Below are 26,894 nucleotides of genomic sequence, written 5' to 3'. Positions count from 1 at the left end.
TTTCCTAAAAGTATGGATATAACAGATACTCCCGATAATGTCATTCAAGAAAAAGTATTAGAGTTAAATAAACGACCTCGTAAATGCTTAAACTGGAAAACACCCTATGAAGTATATTACGAAAAGGTGTTGCACTTAACTTGACAATTCGCCACTCAAAATTAAGCTAGAAAGAATACTTAAATGAAATTATCACTAGAAAAACGAGCCTTCTAAAAAGATGAGCTAGATAAAATTAATGGTTATACAGATGAAGTGAATCAGATTGATACTCAATTCAAACATAAGAAGAAGCTAGAGTATTGATGCCCGTAATGAAAGAGATCCATCAACAAACGATAAGTAAAATCAAACATCCATATTAAATGAACTATGAGTTTTACAAACTGATTCGAATAAAGAAATTGCTACAAGAGAGGTAACAGAAAGTACTTAAAGATACTAGCTACAATGTGTAAAGTAAGTTAATACGCCAGTTAGCTGAATCATATGAATTAACTTTGGATGAGCTAATTGTAAAAGGAAATGAAGCGTATAAGGTGAATGGGCTTAATGATTTTGGCGTGGATGATGGGGTTAAAGAGGCTTTAGATCACTTTTAACACCTTGTGTCATCACTCTAACACAGGGGGAGCATGATAAATATCTTATTGCACCAGTTCGGATGAGCTTAACGCATGACTAGGTTATTTTAAGATTAGTACATTAATTAGTAATAAGCTTAGAAAGTAGGTGATATAATCCGCTTTGATGCAGGGAAACTAAATAAAGGAATAACATTTATAGCCTACACAGAAACGACTAACTCTATAGGACAAACAATTCTACAAGAGCATATGGTAAAGCAAATGTGGGCTAATATTATGCCAATACAAGGATTTGAACAAACCTTAGAAGAACGATTAGGGCATGAAATTGGAACTCAGGGTGTTGCTAGTGCTAGAAGGAATATTGGATGCAATTGAGGATATTGTATTGAGTGTAAGTATTTAAATTGAGGTGTAAATAAAAGATTAATTTGTTATAATATACTAAATTGTAGATTGCAAAGTGGATATTTTATAGATCTATAAAGTAGAGTTTGAAAGGAGGTAAGAAAATGATTATCAGAGAGTATGAAGAAACAGATTGCAAATATTTAACAGAATTATTTTATGATACTGTTCATTCAGTTAATGCAAAAGATTATACAGAGGAACAATTGAATGCATGGGCAACAGGTAGTGTGAATTTAAAAGAATGGAACAAGTCCTTATTAGAACATTTTACAGTTGTTGCAGTTGAAGATAATATTATAGTCGGCTTTGGAGATATAGATAAGATGGGATATTTAGATCGACTATATGTTCATAAAGATTACCAGAACAGAGGGATTGCAACTGCAATTTGTAATGAATTGGAACATGCAGCTAATAAAGTCACAATTACCACATACGCTTCTATCACGGCAAAATCTTTCTTTGAAAAAAGAGGATATAAAGTTATTAAGGAACAGCATGTAGAGAGAAAAGGCGTTTTATTGACAAATTATCTTATGGAGAAATAAAACAATGATTATTTTAATTATGGGTGCTTCTCATACAGGGAAAACTGTATTAGCACAAAAAATATTAGAAAAATACAACATCACATACCTATCTATTGACCACTTAAAAATGGGACTTATTAGAAGTGGTAATACCCAATTAACACCAGAGGATGACGAAGAACTTGTGTCTTATCTGTGGCCTATTGTTAAAGAAATTATCAAAACAGCAATTGAAAATCAACAAAACCTTGTGGTCGAAGGCGTGTATATTCCTTTCGACTGGAAAAATGATTTTGATAATGAGTATCTAAAAGAGATTCAGTCTTATTGTCTCGTTATGACTAAGGAGTATATTGAAAAGCATTTTTCAGCTATCAAAAAATATGCGAATACTATTGAAAGTCGACTTGATGATTCATATTGTACAATAGAATCAATGATTGAAGAAAATGTGGAAAATTTGCAGATGTGTAAAAAGTATGACTGTAATTATATTTTAATAGAGGATGAATATAAAGTGGATATTGATTTGTAAAAATTCCACTTTATCGAGTAGCCTATCAGTTATAGTCTTAAACTCAACAAATGAATAGTTATTTCATAAATCAAATAATAAACGATGCTCTTAGTAAAAACTTTACTAGGAGTATTTTTTATGCTAAGAAAGGAGATTATACCCATAAATACTCCCTACATAGGAATACTAAATCATACAAGAACAAGGAAAGAAATAGAATACATGAGCTGTATGTATTAGAAAGGCAAAGAACCCCTAAAAGTGTGGATATACAAAATATTACTCTGAAAACCTAATGAAATATAGAAGAAAAATCGAAGAAAGTCCATAAGGCTATAAAGCATCTGCTAAGCAGTATATCCTATTATTTTACGCTAAAACGATTAGATAAAAAAGCTTATAAAGTTTATTCTATGAATGGTCAAGCAATTCACCAGCCTATTCAACACCCCAATTCTTTTAGGGGGATTCGTACATTAGGCATATGATTAGAAGTGAATAGAGATCTATATGGATAATGTATATAAGAGTATGGCAAACTAGTCTCTAATAATAAGAGTAGAGCTAAAGAAGGATTGAGCTAAATGAGTAAAAATGTAAGACGTGGTTTTGTAGTGAAAGATGAAATAGAATTTGGGAATCAATGGGTAGATACATTAGAACAGGCAAGTGAAGAGTTATATTATCTCGTGAATAGAAATTATCCTATTAAATCGGCCTCGACTTTTATAGGAAATCATTATTTATTATCTGAGCGTCAGCGTCTAGCACTTGTTAGAATGACTTCGGCATCTTGGCAGCTACAAAAACGAAAAGAAAAGGAACTTTCATCTAAGCTGCTTCCATCTTGTCTGCATATAGATGGCTTTAATACAATCATTACATTAGAAGTCGCTTTATCTCGGTCCCTCCTCATAAAAGGAATGGATGGTACACTAAGAGATTTAGCAGGCTTACGGGGGACATATGGCATTATTACTCAGACAGAACAAGCTATTAAACTGATATTACAGACTCTCAGAAACCTACACGTAAAAGAAGCAAAGATTTATTTAGACCAGCCTGTATCTAATTCAGGGCGATTAAAAGTGCTTATTATGGAGCTTGCCAAGTCTTATCCTACCCAAATCACAGTATCCGTACTGAGTGAGGTAGATAGGGTATTAGAGCAATTACCTGGTGTTGTTTCAAGTGATGCGATTATACTAGATAAATGTATGAGCTGGTTTAATTTAAATCAACATATTATAGAACAGTATATACCAAAAGCATGGATTTTTACCTTCTAGTCCTATTTTCCTTAAACCTGTGCTATACTTAGAAGAGGTACTAATCTAAAAGTATCCCACAGCAAGGAGCTTTATAAACATGAATTTATATGATCAATTACGAACACTCCAAGTTATGGACAATGCATTTACAGAGTGGACAGACTATAGAAAAGATCTAACAGATTATATTATCACCCATACTTTGTCAAATCAAAGTCTAGCTATTTGGGGTGCAGGAAGATGCAATGACTTAGATCTTGAAAGGTTAAGCAGTCACTTTCAATCTATTACTTTATTAGACCAAGATGAAAACGCTATGCAAGCTGCTATCTATCGCTATAACTTGGGCGATTCTAAAAATATTCATACAAGAGTTATAGATTTTGTGGGCATAACGGATGAAGATTATAGACAATATGCTGCTTATTTAGTAGATGAAGTGAGGGAAAAGGGTATTCACATAAAGTGTAACTGCTTAGTAGAAGTGGTATTAGAAGTACTTGAGCATCTTTATCGAAAGACAATCTATCATGCCATTCCTATAGAAAAGAATAGTTTTGATTACGCCATTGTAATAGGTGTCCATAGCCAACTTATCTCTATGCTAGAATGGATTTGGAGTATCATTTTACAAACCATTCAGCAAGAAGAGTATGAAGTACGTCATGCTATTGCCATGATGAATGATGGCGTAGTAGAAAAGTTTAACCAAACAGTTTTAAATGCTACGAGAAAAAATGTGATTATGGGTTATGAATTAGGTCGATTAGATAGGGCAGGCGTTGTTCAAGGTGCTCACCAGGCTATGGAAGATATTAAAAAAAGGGCCTGCAAAGAAGAAATTGAAATTACAAATACTGTAATACTAGAATGGCCATTCAACTTAAAGGAAGGAATAGCCTATAAAGTAAAACTTCAAAAAATATATCCTTTTTGTTATACTAAAAGTAGAAATCCTTAAGGAGAATGAGAGGATACTATGACGGTTAAAGAATTAGATAAAATTGCGAAAAAAGGTTTAGAGATGCCTAAAGGGCTTGCTTCCTATGAACAGTCCTACTATATTGCCTCTAGAGGATTATATATGCAATATGCAAAAGGTGAGATAACAGTAGCACAGGCTAGGGAAGAGAAAAAAGAAGTGCTCAAGGCCTATGAAGAAGGAAAATGGGAATGGAATTACTTTATGCAGCTCCATAGTGTGTTAGAACAACTTAAGACACTCAAAGAGGAAGGTTTTAATAGTGTGCTTGAGTTTGAGATTTTAGAAACAATAAATGCGCTTCTGCATCAAGAAGCATAGTAAAAAAGCTAGGCATATGTCTAGCTTTTTTATATATTCATTCATGGTCTATCTGAAACTACTTGAAAATCCTAATGCAATGTGTAACAATAAAAAAGTCAATTTATTAAACTAAATATATGCAAAGGAGTCTTTATGGCTAAAAAGAATGAAATTATCGACGGTCTAATTGAAAAAGTAAAATTTCCTAACAAAGGAATTATGTATATAGAAGAAGAGCGTATTCCTGTTATAGTACCTGATACATTTCCAGGTCAGAAAGTACGCGTAAGATTACAACGTAAAAGAAAAGGGACATGGGAGGGACGTGCTCTAGAGCATCTTGAAAACCCTGCTCATTTTGTAAAACCTTCATGTGAATATTTTGGTCTATGTGGTGGCTGTGCTATGCAGCATTTAAGCTATGAAAATCAGCTTGAACATAAACATGAACAAGTTCAAACACTTCTTCAAAATGCTGGTGTTACAGGATATGAAGATATGGGGATTTTAGGTAGTCCATCTGAATGGGCTTACCGTAACAAAATGGAATTCTCCTTTGGAGATGCCTGCAAAGACGGCCCAATGACACTAGGTATGCACCGCAAAAATAGTACATTTGATATTATTACAGTAGATGGCTGCAAAATTGTAGATGAAGACTTTAATATGATTTTAAGATTTGTATTACGCTATGCACAGTCTTTCAATCTATCATTCTATAAAAAGAAAATCCATGAAGGCTTCTTACGCTACCTTATTGTAAGACGTTCTGAAACAACAGGAGACCTTCTGATTAATATCGTTACAACGACACAAAGAGACTTTGACTTTACAGAGCTTGCTAACTACCTTGTAGACTTAGGAACAAAAGGCAAAATTGCAGGGATCCTTCATACGTATTCTGATACACTTGCAGATGCTGTTAAACCAGACTCTACGAGAGTACTTTATGGTAAAGATGCCTTTACAGAAACAATTTTAGGACTTCAATTCAATATTTCTCCTTACTCATTCTTTCAAACTAATACAAAAGGTGCAGAACTTCTTTATAAGACAGCACTTGATATGCCACAAGATATCACAAGTAAAGTAGTATTTGACCTTTATTCAGGTACAGGTACCATTGCACAAATTATGGCAACCAAAGCAAAAGAAGTATACGGTATTGAAATTGTAGAAGAAGCAGTAGAAAAAGCTAAAGAAAATGCTAAACTTAATGATCTTACAAACTGCCACTTTGTAGCAGGAGATGTTCTTAAGGAAGTAGAAAACTTCCACGTGAAACCAGAACTTATCGTACTTGATCCACCACGTGAAGGAATTCATCCAAAAGCAATAGATAAAATTATTGGTTTTGATGCTAAAGAACTTCTCTACATTTCATGTAAACCAACAAGCCTTGCAAGAGACCTTCCAGTATTCGAACAATCTGGTTATAAAGTAGAGAAAGTATGCTGCGTAGATATGTTCCCTCATACACATCACGTTGAGACAATCGCATACCTAGTTAAAGAAAACTAAGGAATACCAAGGGCTAGAGCAATTTGCTCTAGCCTTTTTGTATGTGTTTTTGGGGAGGAATTGGGTAAAAATATGTTCCTACATGGATAGGGGGGTACACTAATAAACGAAATCAGGGATATTTGCGTAAAAGTTTATATAGATGTATTAAAACTTAGAATTGAGATAAAAGGAACTTATGGCAGCCTATTATAAAGCTACTTAGCGAAGGGGGAATATCAGAACTGTAACACAAGTGAAAGCTAGGGAAAAGCTTGTAAATAAAAGGCTTTAAAGGTGTCAGGTATGTGATGTGATACATTGTGATGAACGAGTTTGATGTCCGTTTTTATGCATTAATATAATTATAAATAAACTTAAGAATACAAAATAAAAGGTGAAATATGTTATTCATACAATGGGAAAAAGAGCAGTTGAAACGGAAATGCAGTTTTAGACTACTTATTACTTAGTTAAGTAGCCTAATTGCAACATTAACTTATCTCACCGAATTGTAAAGGTAGCCGTCATGTTGAAAATTTTGACTAGGTATTGGGTAAGTGGCAATACTTAAAAGATAGTTAGTCAAAATACAAATGATGAGGTCTTATGATGGAAAACAATAGAAGACGTAATGTAGAGGTTAGGCCACCCACAGTAAGAAATGATAAAAGAGTGGCAATCTACTGCCGTGTAAGTACACTAAGCGATATACAAGAAGAAAGTTTAAAAGCCCAGAAGTATGGTCTGGAGCAAGTCGTTAAATGCAACTCTCAGTGGACTTTGTATGGAGTCTATGAGGATCAAGATACCGGAAGGAATACTTTTCGTCCAGGATTTCATAAGATGATGCTTGATAGTTATGAGAATCTATTTGATATCATTTTGGTCAAGTCAATTAGTCGATTTAGCAGAAATACTGTTGATTTACTAGAGACAGTTACTAAACTAAAATGGTTAGGTGTTGAGGTACGCTTTGAGCAGGAAAATATTAGTACAAGTGATGCTGAAACAGAGCTCATAATGTCAGTGCACGCTGCATTCGCACAAGCAGAAAGTGAGGGATTAAGTGAAGCGATCAAATGGGGATTTAAAAGTGGATTTAAATCTGGAAGATCAAAGCTTTATACACGCAAATGCTTTGGATATAAAAAAAACCAAGATGGAGAGCTAATGATTTATGAAGAGCAAGCGATTGTAGTAAGGCAAATCTTTGAGTTATACCTAAGTGGGTATAGTGTAGATATGATTATGGAAGAGTTAGCTGATAAGAATATCAATTCGCCTACAGGCAAAGAGAGATGGTCTAAACGCACCATTCAAACCATGCTTACGAACGAAAAATACATGGGTAATGTACGGGTAGGTAAAACATATACTACAGGGTTTCCAAATAATAGACAAAAAGTCAACCGTGGGCAGCAAGACCAATTTATTATGGAAGAGGCACATGAACCTATCATTCCTATTGAGGTATTTGAACAGGTGCAAGAAGAGATGAAACGCAGGAGTAATATTGAAGTAGTGAATGGAGAGAAAAAAAGAAAAGATACTCATTATAGTGCAAAGGATGCAGAAAGAAGGCATGAATAACTATTAGAGGGTTAATATAAAAGTTGTAATAATGACAGGCCAACAATTCATATAAATGGATTGATAATCCATTGTAGGAGAGAATAATATGTTCGATGTCAAAACCTTAGAGGAATATTACAGACTTAAATGTGAAGAAGTAGTAGTAAAGAGACAAATTAACACGTTAAGAAATGAAATCATTAATGGATTACATGAGATGGAGCTAGAGGTATATGCTTCAGAGGGATACACTGCTGAAATTAAGTATTTACATCAGACTACACCGGAGTTTGTTGACTTCTTAAAACAAACAAATAATGAGCATTTAATTAAAGAAACAGCAAGTTGCAAAGTGTATGAGGTAATGAAATGTAGATATCATTTTTCACAAGAGGAGGAAGATCGCTATTATGGATTAAAAGAAGTGCCTTATTTATATGTAAAAAAAATAGAGTATGAATAAAAGATTAGGGGGAGTGCATGAATAAGATGGTAACTACTTTTAGTTGTGATGTATGTCATGAGGTTAAGTTTTTAAAAGAAGAAGAAAAAGGATTTATAAAATTTGTTTGCCAAAAATGTAATGAGGTCAAGATCACGGTTAAACCTAAAGAGTATAGAGGTCTGAAAAAACATTGTAATTGTTTAGATGGATCATTTAAAATAAGTAAAATTGATAATTTAGACAAGATAACTATTAAGAAAATAAAATGTGGTAAATGCAATCAAGAAATAGAATGGATAGCCATAGATGATAAAGGAAATGAAATTACAGAAGAGGAAAGAGAACACTTACTTAATACAGTAAAATGTGAACAGTGCGAAAGTAGATTTTTTGTTATAGATAGTACGTATAAAACACCTAAAGTTAAGTGCCTAGAGTGTGGAAGTGATATTCGAGATATTAAATGTGATGACTATGTTTCACTAAAAGAGGTATGCAGCTGTAAAAACAATATTTTTGAGCTGTTAAAAAGTGAGAAAATACCTACATGTAGAGAGTGTGGAAATAAAGCAGAAAAACTATATGTAGATAATGATGGCAATGAGATAGATAGGGTTACACGTGAATTGTTAATCATACAAGATAATTATGATTATTTAGAAAGACAGATAGATGAAATGAAAACTGAGTTCGAAGATAGAATATATTATGTAGAATCAGATATCAGTAGACTAAGAGGTAAGATATCAGATCAAGAAGAACATAATTATATACTTCAAAATGACATAGATTCTATTGAACGAGAAATAAGTTCTATTGGAAGAGATATAAATTCTATGGAATATGATATAAATAGGTTAAAAGAAAATGTAGAAGAAATGGATTTTAAAATAAGATATTAAATAAGAAAGAAGTATTAATATACTTGTAGTTTAGACTAGCTATTACACGTTGAGACGATTGCATACCTAGTTAAAGAAAAGTAAGTAATACCAATGCTTAGAGCAATTTGCTCTAGCCTTTTTTAGTGTGTTAATACGTGTGAGGGAACATATTTTGATGTTCCCAAAGACTATGGGGGTACACAAAAGCGCGTAAATCAGATATTTGCGTAAATGTATATCAAGCCTTGATACATAAGGGTTTTAGGGATTGAAATGAATTGATTTTGAAAGAGTGACAAAGATTTAGACTACTTACCATTTAAAAGTGATAAGTAGTCTAAGTGCTTAGTAGAGAAGTTTCCACTTGAAAGTGTAGGAGAGGTCATCGTTTGGAGCAAAAGGGACAAGAATCGTAAGCGTATCAGCTATATCATGATATCCAATTTCATTAAGAAGCTTTAACGCAAGATCAATCAGCTTAAGAAGTATGTCATAGAGTTGATTGGGAGTTCGTATAAGGTAAGTAAATTCAGTATCAAAGGCTGGATTCCATGATGCTCTAGGAATGCGTATAATTTTACTTACAGAATGAATACCCTTAATCTCGATGGGAGTAGAGTGTTCATAAGGCTTAAAATATGCAAGTAATTTCTTGCAGAGATTTGGATCTAGTGGTGTCTCATACAGAATGGTCACACTTAGTAAAGGTCTTTGACGCATTATAATACCTTCTTTCAGGTAGTACTACATGTTAGCTCTGTAAAGAGTTAATAGCAAGGGATATGATGAAAAAATACTAAGGGAAAGAGTTGTGTAGATTTTGAATAGGTTGTGTGAAAAGTTATAGATGATAGAAGTGGAGGAACAATTAGAAGATTAGACAAGACACTGAGATAGTTGGTTACTAAGGGTAAGAAGATTTGTGTAAGAGTTTATACATTTATTTAACGAATAATTTGTACAAGCTAGAATATAGATAATAGTGAAGGGGGGATAAGTTATGGATATAACTATAGCTTTAAAATTACTCTACTATATTATTATACTCTTACCGGTGCTAATGACCATTAAATATTTTGTAAGTATTGTTTATGAAGTAAATAAAGGGGAATTTGTTGAAAGTGACAATTTGGCAAGATTTATATGGGGGATCTTAAGCATAATATCATATGGAACTACGGTTCTATTTATAAATAAAAGCATGCAAATGTCAGCGTTCCCTATTGTTGATGAATTATTTTATCCAATAATCCTAGTATTGTTTGGAATTGCATATGCTGCTCTTATCGAAAATAAAGATATATATACATCAGGAAAGATACAAGGTTTACTATGTATGCCCTTACTAACGGTGGGGATGTTTTTAATAGAAAAATTATTTGGATAAAAGTTAGGGACAAAGAATATTGTTTAAAGGCTTAGTTAGGCTAGGCCTTATTTTAATGTAAAAAACAATGTTTAACTATAAAACTACGACAAAAAGTGATAAAATAGTACTAATACTATGCGAAAAATTGGAGGCTGAAACATGGTACTACTAACACTACAAGAACTAGAGTCAAAGCTATGGGAATGTGCAGATATATTAAGAGGTGAGCTTAATGCAGCTCAATACAAGGACTATATCTTTGGTATGCTTTTCTTAAAGCGTCTTAATGATGAATTTGATGAAGAAAAAGCAAAGCACGAAGCCGAATTTAAAGAGCAAGGGCTTGATGATGAAACGATCACAGAGTTACTTAATGATGCCTCTTTATATGAGACCTTCTATGTACCAGAAGCGGCTAGATGGGCTAAGCTAAAGGATTTATCACTAAACATTGGACCAGCACTAGACAAGGCGTTTAAAGCACTAGAGGACGAGCCTAGAAATAGTGAGCTTATTGGTGTACTTACAACAACTAACTACAATGACAAGGAACGTGTATCGGATAAAAAGCTATCACAAATGTTAATCCTATTTAGCAGCATGAAACTAGCAAATAGTAACCTAGAATCAGAAGATATGTTAGGTGATGCTTACCAATATTTAATCAAAAAGTTTGCTGATGATGGCGGAGCTAAAGGTGGAGAATTCTATACACCAACAGAAGTAGTTAAAACAATGGTAGGTATCTTAAAACCAGTAGAGGGCGACCGTATCTATGACCCAACATGTGGTTCTGGTGGTATGCTTATTCAAAGTTTAGAATACATCAAAAAACATGGTGGCAATCACAAGAATATTTCACTATTTGGTCAAGAGATTAACCTATCAACTTGGGCTATTTGTAAGATGAATATGCTATTCCATGGTGCTAAAGGTGCGGATATCCAAAAAGGGGATACGATCCGTACACCAATGCATACAGAAGGTGGTGTACTAAAAGCTTTTGATAAGGTATTAGCAAACCCACCATTCTCACTTAAAAACTGGGGAGCTGAAGAAGCTGCAAGTGATGCCTTTCACCGCTTCCCTTATGGTATTCCACCAAAAAGCTATGGTGATCTGGCATTCGTATCTCATATGGTAACAAGCCTAAATGCAAAAGGTAAAATGGCTACAGTAGTACCTCATGGTGTACTCTTTAGAGGTGGTGCTGAGGCAAAGATCCGTACAGGATTCTTAAAAGATGACCTAGTAGAAGCTATTATTGGTATTCCACAAAATGTCTTTTATGGCACAAGCATTCCAGCAGCTATTATCGTACTGAATAAGAATAAACCTATAGAACGTAAAGAAAAAGTCTTATTCATAGATGCTAGCAATGAGTTTAGTAAAGAGAAAACTAAAAATGTATTACGAGAAGAAGATATAGCTAAGATAATATCCACCTTTGAAAAATATGAAGATATAGATAAATATTCTAAAGTAGTATCGATTTCACAGCTAGAAGATAACGAGTACAACCTTAATATATCGCGTTATGTTGATACAAGTGAGGAAGAAGAGCAAGTAAATATTAATGATGTAATTAAAGAAATTAAGCAACTTAGTGAAAGAGAAAAAAATACACAACAAAGACTAAATGGCTACCTTAAGGAATTAGGATTTGACATTATATAAAGGAGGAATAAGTATGAAGACTGTAAAGGATGGCTTCAAAAATACAGAATTAGGACTTATTCCTAATGAGTGGGATATAAAGAAAGCAGGAGAAGTGTTTGAAAATGTGGCATTAAAAGGTTACCCCAAAGAACCTATACTTGCAGTAACTCAAGATAGAGGAACAATGTATAGAGATGAGTGTGGTATAGATATTAAAACTTCAGATAAAAGTATTGAAAGCTATAAATTAGTTGAAAAAGGTAACTTTATTATAAGCCTTCGTTCTTTTCAGGGGGGATTAGAGTACTCAGGAATAAGGGGAATAGTAAGTCCAGCGTATACGATATTGAATAACAAAATAAATATACATTCTAATTATTATAAGTATTTATTCAAAAGTAAGAAGTTTATTGATAGTTTAAGTAGTTCTGTTATTGGGATAAGAGATGGGAAGCAAATTAGTTACAATGTTTTCAAAAACCTACCATTATATTACCCACCACTCCAAGAACAGCAAAAAATAGCTGATATCCTATCAACTGTAGATGAACAAATTGACAATGTAGACCAACTCATTGAAAAAACAAAGGAGCTTAAAAAAGGTCTGATGCAACAACTTCTCACAAAAGGTATAGGGAATACAGAGTTCAAAGAAACAGAAATAGGTATTATTCCTAAAGAGTGGGAAGTGAAGCTGATTAGAGAAGTAGCTAATACTACTAGTGGGGGAACACCTAGTAGAAAAAACAAAGAGTATTATTTAAATGGTAATATTCCATGGCTAAAAACAGGAGAGCTATCAAATAAATATATTTATGATACAGAAGAAAAAATAACACAAGAGGCCGTAAGGAATTCATCTGCAAAAATAGTTCCAGTAAATGCAGTAATTATAGCTATGTACGGTGCAACAATAGGTAAATTAAGTATTAATAAAACAGAAGTTACTACTAACCAAGCATGTTGTAGTATTATTTGTAATGAGGAAAAAGTTAATTATGAATATCTGTACTATACTTTAGAGTTTAATAAAGACAAGTTAATTGAGCTAGGCGCTGGGGGAGCACAGCCTAACATTAGTCAAGAAATTATTAAAAACTTTAAAGTATTTATACCAACTAGAGAAGAACAAGAAAAAATTGTAAATGTTTTATATACGATAGATGAAAAATTACAGAGTTATTATAAGAAAAAAGAAATAATAACAGAATTAAAAAAAGGCCTTATGCAACAACTTCTAACAGGAAAGATAAGAGTTACCACAGATAAATAATCAGTTTGAATGGGGGTGAAAGAATGTCCTATTTGGGAAATGAAGAAACCTTAGTTGAAGCACCAGCTGTAGACTATATGAAAGAGATACTAGGATATACCTATATTCATGGTAAAGAGCTAAGACCTGAACAAGGGGAACGTGAATCCTTAAGAGAAGTGGTACTTAGTAAGCATTTAGAAGTGGCTTTACGACGTTTAAACCCTTGGATAAGCCAGGGAAATTTACAGAGAACAATCCGTTACCTGCAAACAGCAGACCATTTGGGTAGTAGCCTACTTGAGATTAATGAGAAGCTTTATGATGACATGGTGAACCTTACTTATACAGTAGAACAAGACTTAGATGGTAGTGGCTTAAAGAAAAAACATACAGTACATTTTATTGACTGGGATGAACCACTGAACAATGATTTCCTAGTCGTGCGTCAATTTGAAGTTCAGACACTGAGTGGTAAAAGTATCTTCCCGGATATTGTGGTATTTGTTAATGGTATACCCGTGGTAGTCTTAGAGTGTAAATCACCTTTCTTAGAAAAACAAAATAAGGTCAGTGTAGGGAAGAAGCAAGGTTATGAACAGCTTTGCCGTTATATGAATATTCGAGATGAAGCACTTGGAGAAGGTGCACCACATCTATTTTATACCAACTTCTTTACAGGTATTTTAAATAAATACCATGCTTATGTCGGGACTATTAGCTCACAATACAATCACTATGTAGAGTGGAAAGATCCTTATCCATTCAAAAAGAAAGATATTGAAGATGTAGAGAACAGTCCTCAAAATATCTTTATTCAAGGCATGCTAGAAAAGCATAACCTGATTGACTTGATGCGTAACTTCCTACTTTTTGAGCCTGATGATGGTCGTATTATTAAGAAGGTCTGTCGCTACCAGCAGTTTAGAGCTGTTAATAAGGCAATAGACCGTATGGTAAAAGGGAAAAACTCTATTGGACGTGGTGGGGTCGTATGGCATACACAAGGAAGTGGTAAATCACTGACAATGGTATTCCTAGCAAGAAAGCTTAGACGTATGGAAGGGCTTATGGATTCAACCATAGTGGTTGTAACAGACCGTATTGACCTCGATAAACAAATCTTTGCAACCTTCTACAAGAACCTCTGTAAAATAACAGAGCCAGTTCGTGCTGATAAAATTGTGAAGATGAAAGAGCTTTTATCAGCTGCTAAAGCTCAAATTATCATGACGACTATTCAGAAGTTTGAAAGTGAGACAGAAGAACGTGAAGTCATTGAAAATGGCAAGAAGGTTAAGAAGAAGTTTGTGAAACCTTATGAGGTATTAACGACTACACCGAATGTCATTGTTCTAACAGATGAAGCACACCGTAGCCAATATAAAGATACAGCAGGCAATATGAGAGTCGCACTACCTAATGCAGTATTTGTAGGTTTTACAGGAACACCTATTGATAAAGAAGATAAGTCTACACCTAGAACATTTGGTGGCTACATCGATAAATATGGTATTGAAGAAGCTGTACAAGATGGGGCAACAGTTAAAATTGTATATGAAGGTAGAAAGCCAGCCCTTCAACTAGAAGGTAAAAGCTTAGATGAACTCTTTGATCAGATGTTCAGTGATAGAACAGATGAAGAAAAAGAAGCCATTAAACAGAAGTATGCAACCAACAAAGCTATTGCAGAAGCAGAAGTCCGCATCGAAGATATTGCTAAAGATATGTTAGTACACTATAGAGATAACATTATGCCTAATGGCTTTAAGGCTCAAATAGTTTGTATTAGTAGAGAAGCTTGTGTACGTTATGAAAGAGCTCTTAAGAAACATATGAAAGACATTATTGGTGAAGAGCTAGAAGTAAGAGTCATCTTCTCAGGAGATAACAATGATCCTCCACACTTGAAGGAACACTTTACCACAAAGGCTGAACAAGAAGAAATCATTAAACATTTCAAACAGCCAATAGACAAAGATAAGTTATGTTTTTTAATTGTAAAAGATATGCTACTTACAGGATTCGATGCACCTATTGAACAAGTCATGTATTTAGATAGACCACTCAAAGAACATAACTTACTACAAGCTATAGCAAGGGTAAACCGTACCAATACGCAAGAAATCCAAAAGCAATTAGAAAATGGGACCATAGAGAAGAACAAAATCATCAAGCAATGTGGCTATGTCGTAGATTACTACGGTATTTCCAACTATCTGGAAGAAGCTTTAGCCATCTTTGACAAAGAAGAACTTGGAAAACCAATGCAATCTATAGATGACCTGTACAAAGAAATGCTTTCTTATCGTGAAGCAGTCATGAATATGTTTAGAGGTGTAGATCCTAACAACTTAGATGAACTTATCAAAGTGATTGAGCCAGAAGATAAGCGAGCTGAGTTTGAAATAGGTTATAAAACCTTTCAAGGTATAGTTGAAGCACTTCTACCAGCACATGTAGGGGCAGATATTCTCAATGATGTGAAATGGCTAAGTTATATTCGTGTGGCTGCAAAAGCAAAGTATACACCAGAACAGAACTTAGATATTAGTGATTGTGGAGAAAAGGTTAAGGAGATTATTGAAAAACATCTGAAGTCTTTAGGTGTGCAACAGTGGATTGCACCAATTACTCTCTTTGAAGATGACTTTAAAATGAAGATTAATACCATGCATTCAGATGAATCTCAAGCATCAGCTATGGAACATGCTGTAAAACATGCTATTGCAGTAAGAATGGATGATAACCCTGTGTTTTATACCAGTTTGCTAGAGAAACTTCAAAAACTCTTAAATGATACAGAACATGACTGGGTAAAACGTAAGAAACAGTTAGAAGAATTCATTGAAAAAGAAGTCATGGAAGGTACAAAGTCACATTCAGAGACACTAGGACTGGATGAAAAAGAGTTTGCATTCTTTGAAGTAGTGAAAAAGTATTTGCTAGAAGAAGAGAGTGTAGAAGGGGTTGTTAAGGATTCGGGAGAAGTTTATATCTCCAATGATATCATTGAGTTATCAAAGAGTATTGCTAAAGATGTCAAACAAGTAGTTAAAGATCATTACCTTATTGATTGGGTAACAAATCCTACAAAAGCAAATGACATTGAAAGAGCAATCAAGATGATGCTTATTAAAAATCATATGAAGACAATCAAGAAGTTACCGATTATTAACCAGATGATTCAGCCACTTCTTAACCTGGCTAAAACCCACTTCAAAGAATTAGAATAGAGGCGATAAGATGGAATTGACACTACAATATGGGACAACAGCCTTAACTTTTGAAGTGACCTACTCTGAAAGAAAAACAATGGAAATGGCTATAGAGCCACCAAGTAAAATTGTAGTAACAGCACCTATAGGAACAACCGAAGAAGTCATTAAACAGAAGGTTAAACAAAAAGCTAGTTGGCTTATACAAAAGATGTTTACATTTAGAAATATGCAGGCTCAAAAGATTACTAGAGAATTCGTTAATGGTGAAGCCTTTGTATACTTAGGGCGTAACTATGCCATGCAAATCGTAGTCGATGAAACAGTAGGAAAAGCATCCACAAAGCTTTATAGAGGCAAATTCTATGTCACTGTACCAGTAAAAGATGAACTCCTCATAAAAGCAACTATGGAAGATTGGTACAGAGCGAAAACCAAAGAACAAATTGAAGAACGGCTCAAATATTACCAAGCCTTCTTTGACAAAAAGCCTACGACAGTGAAAATCAAAGAACAGAAAAAGCGCTGGGGAAGCTGCACAATTAACAATGAGCTCTTATTCAACTGGCGCTGTGTCATGGCAAAAGCACATGCACTAGACTACATCATTGTCCATGAGCTCTGCCACATGTATCATAAAGATCATTCAAAAGCCTTCTGGGATTTACTAGGAAGTATTATGCCAGACTATGAAGTGCGAAAAGAATGGTTAAAAAATAACGGAATTAATATGAATTTATAACAAGAAGCCCAACATGACCACGTAGATAACTAGAATGAAGTTTGAAGGTGTGGTTGTGCTGGGCTTATTTTAGGAAGGGATATTTATGAATACTTATTTTTGTGATTTTTTTAATGTCAGAGAGCAAGCACTTGAAGAGTACGGTGCCTTCAATATTTCCTTAGTTGCAGATTTGCCACTCTTTATTGATCCGTTTTTACTTTTTAACAGTAAGAAAAATGAATATAAGCAGTTACATAAAGAAATAATAAGGTATTTAATATTTCTTAAAGATAAATCAAGTAAGGGGATAGTTACGGAAGGATTGTTAAGGGCATGGTATACCTTTAAAGAGGTGGAGCAAAATTGGCTTGGTTTTTCGGAGGTAGGGAACAAAGGCTCGGGCCTAGGAATGAAATTTGCAAAATCATTAGATAATAATTTAGTATCGTTATTTGGGAAATTTGGAGAAGAAAACATTACAGAAGAGAGCCATTTAGAAAAACTTTGTCTGATTGGTTCAGGAGTAGGACGAGATAACATCAGTGACTTTACAACTAATCTCATTAAAGCATTTTTGCTGAGATATACGCAGGAGTTTGCGTTAAAACATATTGATAAAAACTTGTTAGGACAATTTAATGTAAGTAAGTCAAGATTTAATTACGATTTTGAGGTTTGGGAGGGTGAAATTTACACACTGCCTAAGTTTAAAAATAGTTATGTTATATTAACCCCAAAGGATCTGTTGACGAGAGACGATACATTTATAAATAGTAATGACATGTATAGTAAAATTGAACTTTTGGTAGAGTCAATTGATAATATTGCTCTCCGAGGACAAATCAATAATTATTTGTTACAGGAATTAAAAAAAGGCATGAAGAAAAAGGAGCGCCAAGAGGTATATCAGAGATTAGTACAGCAGTTGCCAGAAATTATTGACTATTATATTCGTGAAAAAGAGCGAGAAAAAGAAATGGCATCAAATATTAGCAATGAAAAGGTTAGTTTTTGTAATGAGCTTCTGGTGAATAACTATAAGATATTTGTAGAAATGATGGCAACTCAAACGCCATTTTATGATGTAAGACAGGATAGCTTTGAGGAAGCACTAGAGCGTGTGATGTATCTTAAAAGGGTTATTGAAGATATGGATGGATATAAAATATTTTATATAGATGGACAGCCTATTAAGCGAGAACATGATTTTCAAATTCTATACAAGCTTACATGGTTTAGTTCTGATTCTGATATGAATGCTGAGGTTAATAACGGAAGAGGACCTGTTGATTTTAAAGCGTCACAAGGCAAAAAGGATCAAACCTTAATAGAATTTAAACTTGCAAGTAATAGTAAATTGAAACAAAACTTAGCAAAGCAACTGGATGTTTACAATAAGGCAAATGGAGGAACAGCTAAAACAATTAAAGTTATATTATATTTTACTGATTCAGAGTTAGCGCGTGTGAATAAGATTTTACATGATTTAAAGATTGACGAAAACAATGCAATAGTACTAATAGATGGGCGAAAAGATAATAAAGAATCCGCATCTAATGTTAAATAGAGACATAACTCTGATCCATGCACTTAGTGTGAATGATAAAGAGCTTAAGTACGATATACGCGAATGGGTACCAGAACATGCCAAGATGGCCAGGGGTGTTAGACTTAGTAAAAATGAAGTAATGAGATTAAAGATGTCTTAAATGGAATAGAGATATAGAAATAGAAGAAAGAGGAGGAATAGTTACATGAATATAATAGTTTTTGCATTGATAGGAACTGTTTTGTATCTAACGTCTTTAAAGTTAGAAGCAGAAACATCAGGAAAAGATTCAGTATCATATAAAAGATTTAAAAAGGTAGGTATAATAAGCTTATCAATGACATGGGGTGGTATAACTGTACTATCTATAATGCTACTTATATTGAAAAATTTATAACAAGAAGCCCAACATGACTACGTAGATAACTATAATGAAGTTAGAAGGTATGCTTGTGTTGGGCTTTTTTATGTTTATCCAATTATTTTTACGAGGAGATAAAACTTATGATTAATGTACAGTTGTGGAATGAAGAGGACAAAAAAATAGGTAACCAGATAATGGAATTTATTAATGATAATATAAGAGGGGTTATAGAAGTACTTATTGACATTATGCAAGATGATCCATATTTTGAAATAGCGTTCCTTTTTACAAGAGATAGATATGAAAGAGAACCTGATAAGTGTAGAAATAGTATTTATGAATTATATGAGCTTATTAACTCGAGAGTAGTTAGAAATTACATCAACCCAAACTATGAATTTTTACTATTTAATATTTTAAGGTGGTGGATTGAAGCTCATGATGAAGATGAAGAGTTGATATGTTTCCCGTTAAGTGATGAGTTGAGGAATAGCATAAATATATCAAATTCTTGTGAGGATCAAACAAAGGCATATGTGATTAATACAATAGAAGATTTCAATGAATATGTAGGAATAATATTTGAAGATTTAGATTTTCTACCAGATGAAGTTAATAGAATGACACTTCTTTATATAGAAAACCCTCTATTGGCTAAAATGGTTTACCATTATGATAATCTAGAAGATTTTTTTGATTTAATGGAGTGTGATATTAGAGAAATATACCTACAACATTTTAAAGCTTACCACCCAATTAATGAGGCTCAAGGAATAGTAGAAGAAATTTTAGAAGCACTTAAGCAGTTCCAAAAGAGAGTAGTAGATTTCCAACAATATGATGAGGTTCAAGTTACTGCTACATTTCATGACACGATAATAAGACCATTAAATCTAAAGTTTAATATGCAAATTGCCCGAGAGTTTACAATGGGGCGTTCAGCTAAGAAACTGGGAGAAACAGATTTGTATATCTATAGGATGTATGAAGGTCAATTGGAAGACTTTTGTGTTATTGAAAATAAGTACATAGAAAAATTCGTAGACCAATATTATCAGCTTATGGGGTATCTAAATCCTAATTTTAAATTTGGGATAACCCTTTCTATTAATCGTAATAAACCATATAGGAACGCAAGTGATTATATTATGGAAAAACTTACTATTCTAAAAGATAAGAGTGAAGATTTTGCACCAGTATATATTAGTAGAACAGAAATAGACAATCAGGAGGTTTTTGTAAGTAAACATATAATGCCTGAAAATGGTGAGTTAATGACAGTTTATCATCTTATTTTTAATCTCTATGATGAAGAAAGATATAAAGCAGCTAAGAGAGCTAGAAGAACTAACTAATCTTATTTCGTAGAATGATAAGGAACTAAAGTACGATATACATGAATAGGCGCCAGAACATGCCAAGATGGGTAAGTGTGTTACACTTAGTAAGGGTGAAATGATTAACTTGAAAGAAGTATTAAAGGGGATAGAGATATAAGCCTGACATGACCACGTAGATAACTAGAATGAAGTTAGACGGTGTGGTTGTGTTGGGTTATTTCCCTTAAAGAATATAGAAAAAGGAGATTTACGTATGCTAGAGCTTATCGAACAAAAAGAAGCAAATAGAATTGTAGAAATATTAGAAACTTGTCCCCTAGGTAGAAATATTGAACTAGAAATAGGCAAATTCAAATTTTTCGCTTGTAATGTAAGTGAGACAGTTGACACTGAACACCATGAACCATATAGGATGAAAGAAATTTATTTGTTGAATGATGAAGATGGCTTTGAGGTGTTGAGTTATAATGGAAAAGGATATAATGCATTTTTAAATGTAGGCGAATGGGGATATAGTACTCGATTACGAGATGCACATATTACATTAGGTTCAACTAAGTTTCATGACTTTTGTTTTCAATTGGAGTTATCTCAAGCAATAAAAGATGGGGAGTATATTTATCTTCTTAAAAATATATCTAATATGGCTGGTGCTGGGGCCATTTGTAGATTATATAAAGGATTAAAAGGAAATAAAGAAGAAAAATTAAATAGACAACAATCATTTATAGAACATTATGGTAAGGAAGTTATCAACTATAACAAAAAGGATTGGATTGTTATTTCTAAAATAAGAAGAGCAGACTTATTTGAAGAAGAAGCAGAGTCAGAAATATTCTATGAACTAATCCATAGTTTATTTTCAGCAATGCTATGGGTAGAAACTATAGGTGCATAAAATTTAGAAAACATAGGTGTAGAAGAATAGCAAACAAAATTTAACACTTTTGTAGCCATACCTGGTACGTGACAATTTAAACACAATTTAAGCTCATGTTATGAATCAGCCAATTAAGCGGTAAGTTTCATATAACTGATCACTATATGCAACGGTAAAGTTTTACGTGATGAGAACCTACTTATTAAAAATACCCAAAAGGTATGGGAGATAAGTGGGTTCTTTGTATTTACACATAATCGAGTATGTATTTATCCGAATACTCTTATTGTTAGAAAAACTAGATTGCTGTATAATTAAATCTATACATGTCAGCTACTTAGGGGAGGAGCGTGGATTATGAATATTAAAGAAGCAATCATAAAATACCAGAAAGAGCTGGAAAAAGTACAAGTTATACTGGAAAAGTTAGAAAAGGCACAAGGCCTTGCAGTATTAGGAGCCACACCAGAAACAGGATTAGAAGAGCTTATCTGCAAAAGGTATTTACAAATAGGCAAGGTAGAAGCTGTTTTAAAAGAAGTAAATGCTACAGGTTGTAGGAAGAATGGTGAGGCGTATAAATCTACGGACATATCGGATGTGATTAAAGCAAAAAAAGTAGAAGGGGTTAACCCAGAGCTACATGAAGCAGCTAAGTTATTGTTGAAGATCAATAAGGGTAAGCTATAAGGAAATGTATAAAATTATCCATTAGAGGAGCAGTTTAGTAAAATACTTAAATGGGTGATTGATATGAGAACATTTATTAGAGTTGTTAATGTATAAAAGAGCTATTATTTATAGTAGGTGCATGGATAAAGGCTAATATATTAGCTTTTTGTGGGGTAACAGCATTTTTTGTAATAGCTATTAGAATAAATCCAATAAGTACGTTAGAAAATGGTATTGCCTGGTTATTCCTATATACTATCTTTATTTTTGCTACTTTTGATAACAAACCACATCTTCAGCGTACAATAGCAGAAGATAAGTATGAGACGCATGAGAGAGTTAACATAAAGCAGAACAATATAAGTTTAATAAATGTATTTAAGAATAATAAAAAGTAAATAAAAAGCAGGTCATAGCAACGGATAGTATAAACTGTTAGTAATGACCTGCTTTTCTGTTATGTAATTAAATTCTAGTATGTCTTAATCTCATTAAAGCTTCATAAATCTTGGGATCTAAGTCAGTATGTTTGGAAAATATACTGTCAAAAAACTCTGAATCCATAAGAAGCTCGGCAGCAAATTTATTAGCTTGATTTTCATAAATTGAGTTAACAGGAAATAGTGTAAAATCCTGAACCATTGCTAGCCCCTTTTCATAGGTTAGAGCATATTTATTATTGGAATGTAAAATAGCATGTCCAAGCTCGTGGCTGCATACCAACAGTTTTTCTAAATCACTTAAGTTTGAATTGATTATAATAAACTTGTTGGTATTTACTTTCAAAAAATAGCCTTTAGTTTCTGTATAAGGCCTGTATTTGATAATAATCCCTAAATCCTTTGCAATTCTAAATGGGTCGCGTGTCTCATGTCGTTTAATTAAATTTTTTACACGTAATGCTATATTCATTTAGAAAATTCCCCCTGTAGATCAGTATCATACTTCCATCACATATAATGTGAGACATGTTCCTTTTATGAACTATGTATATTTCATTGGTGAACTGGTGTAAGTTTGGATTGTTCTATGCTATTTAATCTTTTAAATGAATAGGAAAATGTATTTGAAGTATGTATTTAGAGGTTATTCTTATTATCTTTATTCTTATAAGGATTAAATTTCTCTTTATTAATTTGCTTACTCTCAAAATATATTTCTGTTATATCATTAAAAATAGCTGCCTGATCTTCAGGTGAAGCCCCCATAAAATGTACTTTTACTGTATCCATAAATTTTTCATAAGGTAATTTTTTTACATTATTATCTCTATCTAATAAATCATCCATTGAAACATTAAAATAATCAGCAATCTTTTTTAATATTAACTCATCTTTGGGAAACCTATCATTTGCTTCATAATATCCCACAACCCTATCGGAGATACCAATTAAATCCCCTAGCTCTCTTTGGGAGATACCCTTTTCTAATCGTAGTGATTTTAATCTATCACCGAATGCCATGTTCTATCACCTCTTATAAAGAATTATAACATATTGTTCGAAATTTGCAATAATATAAAATAAATTGTTCGAAAAAGTATTGACTAAGAACAATTTATTCACTAGAATTAAAAATGTAGTACAAAATAATCGGGAAGGAGATGGTGAATAATGAATAACCTGAAATATTACCGAACAAAGGCTAACATGAAAAAGCAAGAGCTAGCAGATCAGTTGGGAATACATCAAGACTATGTTTCTATGATAGAACGTGGAGCTAGAAGGCCTGGGTTTAATCTAGCTAAAAGGATGGCAGATTTGTTCGGAATAACAGTAGATGAGTTATTTTTTTGCTCAATCCAAGAACAAAACGTTCAACCAGAAGAACTTATATGAACAAAAAAGCACCCAACTGACGGCAATCAGAATAAGGGCGCTTAAGTAAATTAATTCGCAAATAGTATAACACCTAAATAGGTTAGGTGTAAATACAAAGGGGGACTTTGAAAAATGAATATTACAGTAGAAGTTAAAGCAGATAAAGAGTTATTGGAAGTGTTAACTGCTATAAAGAATGCACTTACAGTAGACAAGCAGGCAGAAGTAAAGCCAATGACATTAGATGAGTTTGTAGAAGATCCAGTAAAAGAAGCACATAAATACACACTTGAAGCAGTAAGAGCAAAGCTAACTGAACTTTCAAGAGCAGGAAAGCGTGCAGAAGTTAATGAGCTTATTAAAAGCTATGGTGTTAGTAAGCTAACTGATCTACCAGAAGAACACTACACAGATATTATGAAGAAGGCTGGTGAGCTGTAATGGATCATGCCAAACTTAGTGCAAGTGGTGCAAAGCGGTGGTTGCTATGTCACCCCTCTATACGTCTTGAAGAAGAGTTTATAGAGGAGACAAGCTCATACGCAGAAGAAGGCACAGTAGCACACGCTCTCGCTGAATTAAAGCTAAGATTAGCACTAGGTGAACTAACGAAGGCGCAGTATAAAAAGCAGCTAGAGGAATTCAAAAAAGAGCATAGTACGTATTACAATGAAGAGATGGAAGAAGCTACTACGACTTATATGGAAGCAGTCATGGAGCTTTATGCAGAAGCAAAGTCAAGTTGTTCTGATGCAATGATCATGCTAGAGCAACGAGTGGACTTTTCTAAATGGGTTCCAGAGGGTTTCGGTACAAGTGATGTGGTTATTATTGCGGATAACATCATGCATATCACAGATTTGAAGTATGGAAGAGGAGTTAAGGTTTCAGCAGAAGATAACCCACAGCTTAAGTTATATGCACTTGGAGCCTTTAATGAGTACGCTATGCTCTATGATATCGGACAAGTCAAGATGACCATTATTCAACCACGACTAGATCATATCTCAACTTCAGAACTTGTTATAGAAGATCTAATTGAATGGGGAGATACCTATGTTAAACCTAGAGCACTACTTGCTTACAATGGAGAAGGTGAGTTTGCACCAGGAGAAGAGACCTGTAGGTTCTGTAGGGCCAAGCATGTTTGTAAGGCTAGAGCTGCTCAACAGCTAGACCTAATGAAGTATGAACTGCAATCCCCAGAAACCTTTAGCAATGATGAGGTCGCAGAGCTTTTAACTAAGGTAGGACCATTTGTTGAGTGGGCTAAAGACATTGCAGATTATGCTTATAAGCAGGCTACAGAAAAGGACGTTAAGTTTAAAGGTTGGAAGCTTGTAGAAGGTCGTAGTACACGTAGGTATAAGGACACCTTAGAAGTAGTCAAGGTGCTTAAAGCGGCGGGCTATGATGAAGCGCTTATTTACGAGAAGAATCTACTAAGTATCACAGCCATGGAGAAAGCTCTTGGTAAAAAACAATTTAAAGAGCTGCTATCAGATCAGGTTATAAAGCCACAAGGTAAGCCGATGTTGACACCAAAGGAAGATAAAAGACCAGAGTTTCAGTTTATTAAAGACGCATTTTAAAGGTGGGAAAGCAATGACAAATGAAGAGTTATTCATACTTGGAGACTACGACACTTTGTATAGCCAAAATGTACCGTTTATGTATAAGTTCATAAATCGGTTTCTAAACTTACCTATAGAAAAGGATGACTTTATTGGATGTTGTAATCTAGCATTTATGAAAGCTATTAAATCCTACGATCCTAGCACATCTAAATGGCTTACTTATTTCAGTAGGTTAATGGTTAATGAAATATTAATGTTTAATCGTAACCTGCAAAAACATACAAGATGTATCTCTCTAGAAACTGTGATTATAGCAATCGATGATAATACAGACATCACATTGGAAGATCAAATAAGTTCAGGTGAATGTATTGAAGAAGATGTGTTAGATAAAGTAATAACCCAGAAAATACTAGAACTAACAAAGGAACTACCAGCTAGAGAGCAAGAAGCATTAAGGCTACATCTACTAGGTGTAAAACAAGCGATTATTGGAGAGAGGCTTAATATTAGTCAAGCTTATGTGAGCCGATTAATTAAACAAATTAGCAATGAACTCTACAAGCAGTATGAAAAGGGGGCTTGAAGGTGAAGATGGTGTATATCTGTTCACCTCTTAGAGGTGATATAGAAACAAATATTCAAAGAGCAAACCGCTACTGTTGGTTTGCAGCAAGGCAAGAAGTAATTCCATTAGCGCCACATACCATATTTACACAATTTTTAGATGACAATGATGTAGAAGAACGAGAAGCAGGAATTTATCTAGGGTTACAGCTACTAGATAGGTGTGATGAAGTATGGGTGTTTGGTGAAAAAATATCAGAAGGTATGGCTAGAGAAATAGAACGAGCAATAAAGCTTCAAAAACCAGTTTTATATTATAACGATAAATGTGAATCAAGGGGGATTTAATTATGGCACGTAAAGGAAATCAAGTAACAACAGGTAAGATTCGTATGAGTTATGTGGTGTTAGATAAGCCAAGGGCAGTAGTAGAGGGGCAAGAGCCAAAGTTTAGTATGAGCATCCTTATTCCAAAGACAGATAAAAAGACACTTGGAGAGATTAAAGCGGTACTTGAAGAAGTCAAACAAGCAGCTGTTAAAGACAAGTGGGGAGGTAAGATGCCTTCAAACCTTAGAACACCTCTAAAAGATGGTGATGAGGAAAGACCAGATGATGCAGTTTATGCTGGGCATTACTTTATCAATGCTACAGCAAAAACAAGACCTCTTGTACTAGATTATGATAAACAAGAGGTAATGGATTTATCTGAAGTCTATAGTGGTTGCTATGGCAAAGCAGTCATAAACTTTTACGCTTATGCTGCACCAGGTAATAAAGGGATAGCATGTGGGCTACTTGGGGTTCAGAAGCTCTATGATGGTGAGCCTCTAGGTGGTGGTCGTATTACGGCTAGTGCTTTTGATGATGACGATGAAGATGACTTTTTAGACTAGAG

Annotated in this window: 29 protein-coding genes and 1 pseudogene; 27 read left to right on the top strand and 3 right to left on the bottom strand. The window is 33.8% G+C overall.

The features are described 5' to 3' along the window. From H8718_RS11790 to H8718_RS11745, 11 genes and pseudogenes are all read left to right on the top strand, one after another. Nucleotides 1-144 (top strand): annotated as a pseudogene (locus H8718_RS11790) (IS30-like element ISEnfa364 family transposase); the annotation flags it as partial. 692 nt (nt 145-836) lie between these two features. Beyond that, nucleotides 837-965, top strand: a complete 129-nt coding sequence (locus H8718_RS20605; RefSeq protein WP_283246208.1) for a hypothetical protein — start codon at nt 837-839, stop codon at nt 963-965. A gap of 134 nt (nt 966-1,099) precedes the next feature. Further along, nucleotides 1,100-1,546, top strand: coding sequence for a GNAT family N-acetyltransferase (locus tag H8718_RS11785; RefSeq protein ID WP_249333068.1), 447 nt, complete (start codon nt 1,100-1,102; stop codon nt 1,544-1,546). Between the two features lie 4 nt (nt 1,547-1,550). Then, on the top strand, nt 1,551-2,063 hold the full coding sequence (locus tag H8718_RS11780) for an adenylate kinase family protein (RefSeq protein WP_249333067.1): 513 nt from the start codon (nt 1,551-1,553) through the stop codon (nt 2,061-2,063). Between the two features lie 566 nt (nt 2,064-2,629). Continuing rightward, a complete protein-coding gene (locus H8718_RS11775) occupies nt 2,630-3,334 on the top strand; it encodes a DUF434 domain-containing protein (protein ID WP_249333066.1) in 705 nt (234 codons plus the stop codon). A 79-nt stretch (nt 3,335-3,413) separates the two neighbouring features. Continuing rightward, complete coding sequence (locus H8718_RS11770) at nt 3,414-4,277, top strand: hypothetical protein (protein WP_249333065.1); 864 nt, start codon at nt 3,414-3,416, stop codon at nt 4,275-4,277. Between the two features lie 18 nt (nt 4,278-4,295). Further along, nucleotides 4,296-4,619 (top strand): hypothetical protein, encoded by a 324-nt coding sequence (locus H8718_RS11765; RefSeq protein WP_249333064.1) that lies wholly within the window; start codon nt 4,296-4,298, stop codon nt 4,617-4,619. A gap of 135 nt (nt 4,620-4,754) precedes the next feature. After that, complete coding sequence (rlmD, locus tag H8718_RS11760; protein ID WP_249333063.1) at nt 4,755-6,122, top strand: 23S rRNA (uracil(1939)-C(5))-methyltransferase RlmD; 1,368 nt, start codon at nt 4,755-4,757, stop codon at nt 6,120-6,122. 591 nt (nt 6,123-6,713) lie between these two features. Beyond that, the gene (locus H8718_RS11755) at nt 6,714-7,694 is read left to right on the top strand and encodes a recombinase family protein (protein WP_249333062.1); all 981 of its coding nucleotides are present in this window, start codon (nt 6,714-6,716) and stop codon (nt 7,692-7,694) included. An 88-nt stretch (nt 7,695-7,782) separates the two neighbouring features. Beyond that, complete coding sequence (locus H8718_RS11750) at nt 7,783-8,139, top strand: hypothetical protein (RefSeq protein WP_249333061.1); 357 nt, start codon at nt 7,783-7,785, stop codon at nt 8,137-8,139. A 17-nt stretch (nt 8,140-8,156) separates the two neighbouring features. Next, nucleotides 8,157-9,023: a coiled-coil domain-containing protein gene (locus tag H8718_RS11745; RefSeq protein WP_249333060.1), complete on the top strand. Its 867-nt coding sequence runs from the start codon at nt 8,157-8,159 to the stop codon at nt 9,021-9,023. A gap of 327 nt (nt 9,024-9,350) precedes the next feature. Here H8718_RS11745 and H8718_RS11740 read toward each other — a convergent pair whose 3' ends face one another. Further along, nucleotides 9,351-9,725, bottom strand: a complete 375-nt coding sequence (locus H8718_RS11740; protein WP_249333059.1) for a hypothetical protein — start codon at nt 9,723-9,725, stop codon at nt 9,351-9,353. A gap of 280 nt (nt 9,726-10,005) precedes the next feature. Between H8718_RS11740 and H8718_RS11735 the strand changes: the two genes are divergently transcribed. The 10 genes from H8718_RS11735 (at nt 10,006) to H8718_RS11690 (ending at nt 22,050) form a co-directional block, all read left to right on the top strand. Next, complete coding sequence (locus H8718_RS11735) at nt 10,006-10,392, top strand: hypothetical protein (RefSeq protein ID WP_249333058.1); 387 nt, start codon at nt 10,006-10,008, stop codon at nt 10,390-10,392. Nucleotides 10,393-10,533: 141 nt separating this feature from the next. Further along, nucleotides 10,534-12,051 carry a type I restriction-modification system subunit M gene (locus H8718_RS11730; RefSeq protein ID WP_249333057.1) on the top strand — a complete coding sequence of 506 codons (1,518 nt, stop codon included), beginning with the start codon at nt 10,534-10,536 and terminating at the stop codon, nt 12,049-12,051. Nucleotides 12,052-12,064: 13 nt separating this feature from the next. After that, a complete protein-coding gene (locus H8718_RS11725) occupies nt 12,065-13,306 on the top strand; it encodes a restriction endonuclease subunit S (protein ID WP_249333056.1) in 1,242 nt (413 codons plus the stop codon). Nucleotides 13,307-13,329: 23 nt separating this feature from the next. Next, nucleotides 13,330-16,521, top strand: coding sequence for a type I restriction endonuclease subunit R (locus tag H8718_RS11720; RefSeq protein ID WP_249333055.1), 3,192 nt, complete (start codon nt 13,330-13,332; stop codon nt 16,519-16,521). A gap of 10 nt (nt 16,522-16,531) precedes the next feature. Next, on the top strand, nt 16,532-17,245 hold the full coding sequence (locus H8718_RS11715) for a M48 family metallopeptidase (protein ID WP_249333054.1): 714 nt from the start codon (nt 16,532-16,534) through the stop codon (nt 17,243-17,245). A gap of 85 nt (nt 17,246-17,330) precedes the next feature. Next, the gene (locus H8718_RS11710) at nt 17,331-18,794 is read left to right on the top strand and encodes a hypothetical protein (protein ID WP_249333053.1); all 1,464 of its coding nucleotides are present in this window, start codon (nt 17,331-17,333) and stop codon (nt 18,792-18,794) included. Nucleotides 18,795-18,981: 187 nt separating this feature from the next. Next, nucleotides 18,982-19,173 (top strand): hypothetical protein, encoded by a 192-nt coding sequence (locus H8718_RS11705; RefSeq protein ID WP_249333052.1) that lies wholly within the window; start codon nt 18,982-18,984, stop codon nt 19,171-19,173. A gap of 107 nt (nt 19,174-19,280) precedes the next feature. Beyond that, nucleotides 19,281-20,495: a hypothetical protein gene (locus H8718_RS11700; protein WP_249333051.1), complete on the top strand. Its 1,215-nt coding sequence runs from the start codon at nt 19,281-19,283 to the stop codon at nt 20,493-20,495. A 238-nt stretch (nt 20,496-20,733) separates the two neighbouring features. Then, the gene (locus tag H8718_RS11695) at nt 20,734-21,378 is read left to right on the top strand and encodes a hypothetical protein (RefSeq protein ID WP_249333050.1); all 645 of its coding nucleotides are present in this window, start codon (nt 20,734-20,736) and stop codon (nt 21,376-21,378) included. Nucleotides 21,379-21,717: 339 nt separating this feature from the next. Then, entirely contained in the window at nt 21,718-22,050 is a 333-nt protein-coding gene (locus H8718_RS11690) for a hypothetical protein (RefSeq protein WP_249333049.1), read from the top strand. A 447-nt stretch (nt 22,051-22,497) separates the two neighbouring features. Here the strand turns inward: H8718_RS11690 and H8718_RS11685 are convergent, their stop codons facing one another. Together H8718_RS11685 and H8718_RS11680 are read right to left on the bottom strand one after the other, a co-directional pair. After that, on the bottom strand, nt 22,498-22,944 hold the full coding sequence (locus H8718_RS11685; RefSeq protein WP_249333048.1) for an ImmA/IrrE family metallo-endopeptidase: 447 nt from the start codon (nt 22,942-22,944) through the stop codon (nt 22,498-22,500). 167 nt (nt 22,945-23,111) lie between these two features. Next, on the bottom strand, nt 23,112-23,495 hold the full coding sequence (locus H8718_RS11680) for a helix-turn-helix domain-containing protein (protein ID WP_249333047.1): 384 nt from the start codon (nt 23,493-23,495) through the stop codon (nt 23,112-23,114). Nucleotides 23,496-23,645: 150 nt separating this feature from the next. Between H8718_RS11680 and H8718_RS11675 the strand changes: the two genes are divergently transcribed. The 6 genes from H8718_RS11675 (at nt 23,646) to H8718_RS11650 (ending at nt 26,892) form a co-directional block, all read left to right on the top strand. Continuing rightward, nucleotides 23,646-23,870 (top strand): helix-turn-helix transcriptional regulator, encoded by a 225-nt coding sequence (locus H8718_RS11675; RefSeq protein ID WP_249333046.1) that lies wholly within the window; start codon nt 23,646-23,648, stop codon nt 23,868-23,870. 114 nt (nt 23,871-23,984) lie between these two features. After that, on the top strand, nt 23,985-24,293 hold the full coding sequence (locus H8718_RS11670; RefSeq protein ID WP_249333045.1) for a hypothetical protein: 309 nt from the start codon (nt 23,985-23,987) through the stop codon (nt 24,291-24,293). Continuing rightward, entirely contained in the window at nt 24,293-25,444 is a 1,152-nt protein-coding gene (locus tag H8718_RS11665) for a DUF2800 domain-containing protein (protein WP_249333044.1), read from the top strand. The genes H8718_RS11670 and H8718_RS11665 overlap by 1 nt, the downstream gene beginning before the upstream one ends. 13 nt (nt 25,445-25,457) lie before the next feature. After that, on the top strand, nt 25,458-26,015 hold the full coding sequence (locus tag H8718_RS11660; RefSeq protein WP_249333043.1) for a sigma-70 family RNA polymerase sigma factor: 558 nt from the start codon (nt 25,458-25,460) through the stop codon (nt 26,013-26,015). Nucleotides 26,016-26,023: 8 nt separating this feature from the next. Beyond that, the gene (locus H8718_RS11655) at nt 26,024-26,344 is read left to right on the top strand and encodes a DUF7768 domain-containing protein (protein WP_330597675.1); all 321 of its coding nucleotides are present in this window, start codon (nt 26,024-26,026) and stop codon (nt 26,342-26,344) included. A gap of 2 nt (nt 26,345-26,346) precedes the next feature. Next, on the top strand, nt 26,347-26,892 hold the full coding sequence (locus H8718_RS11650) for a DUF2815 family protein (protein ID WP_249333041.1): 546 nt from the start codon (nt 26,347-26,349) through the stop codon (nt 26,890-26,892). Nucleotides 26,893-26,894 lie beyond the last annotated feature (2 nt).

The organism is Zhenhengia yiwuensis (assembly GCF_014384995.1).
In the GTDB taxonomy this organism is placed as follows: domain Bacteria; phylum Bacillota; class Clostridia; order Lachnospirales; family Cellulosilyticaceae; genus Zhenhengia; species Zhenhengia yiwuensis.
Note: the sequence above shows the minus strand (reverse complement) of the source record. Positions and strands in the feature narration are given on the sequence as shown.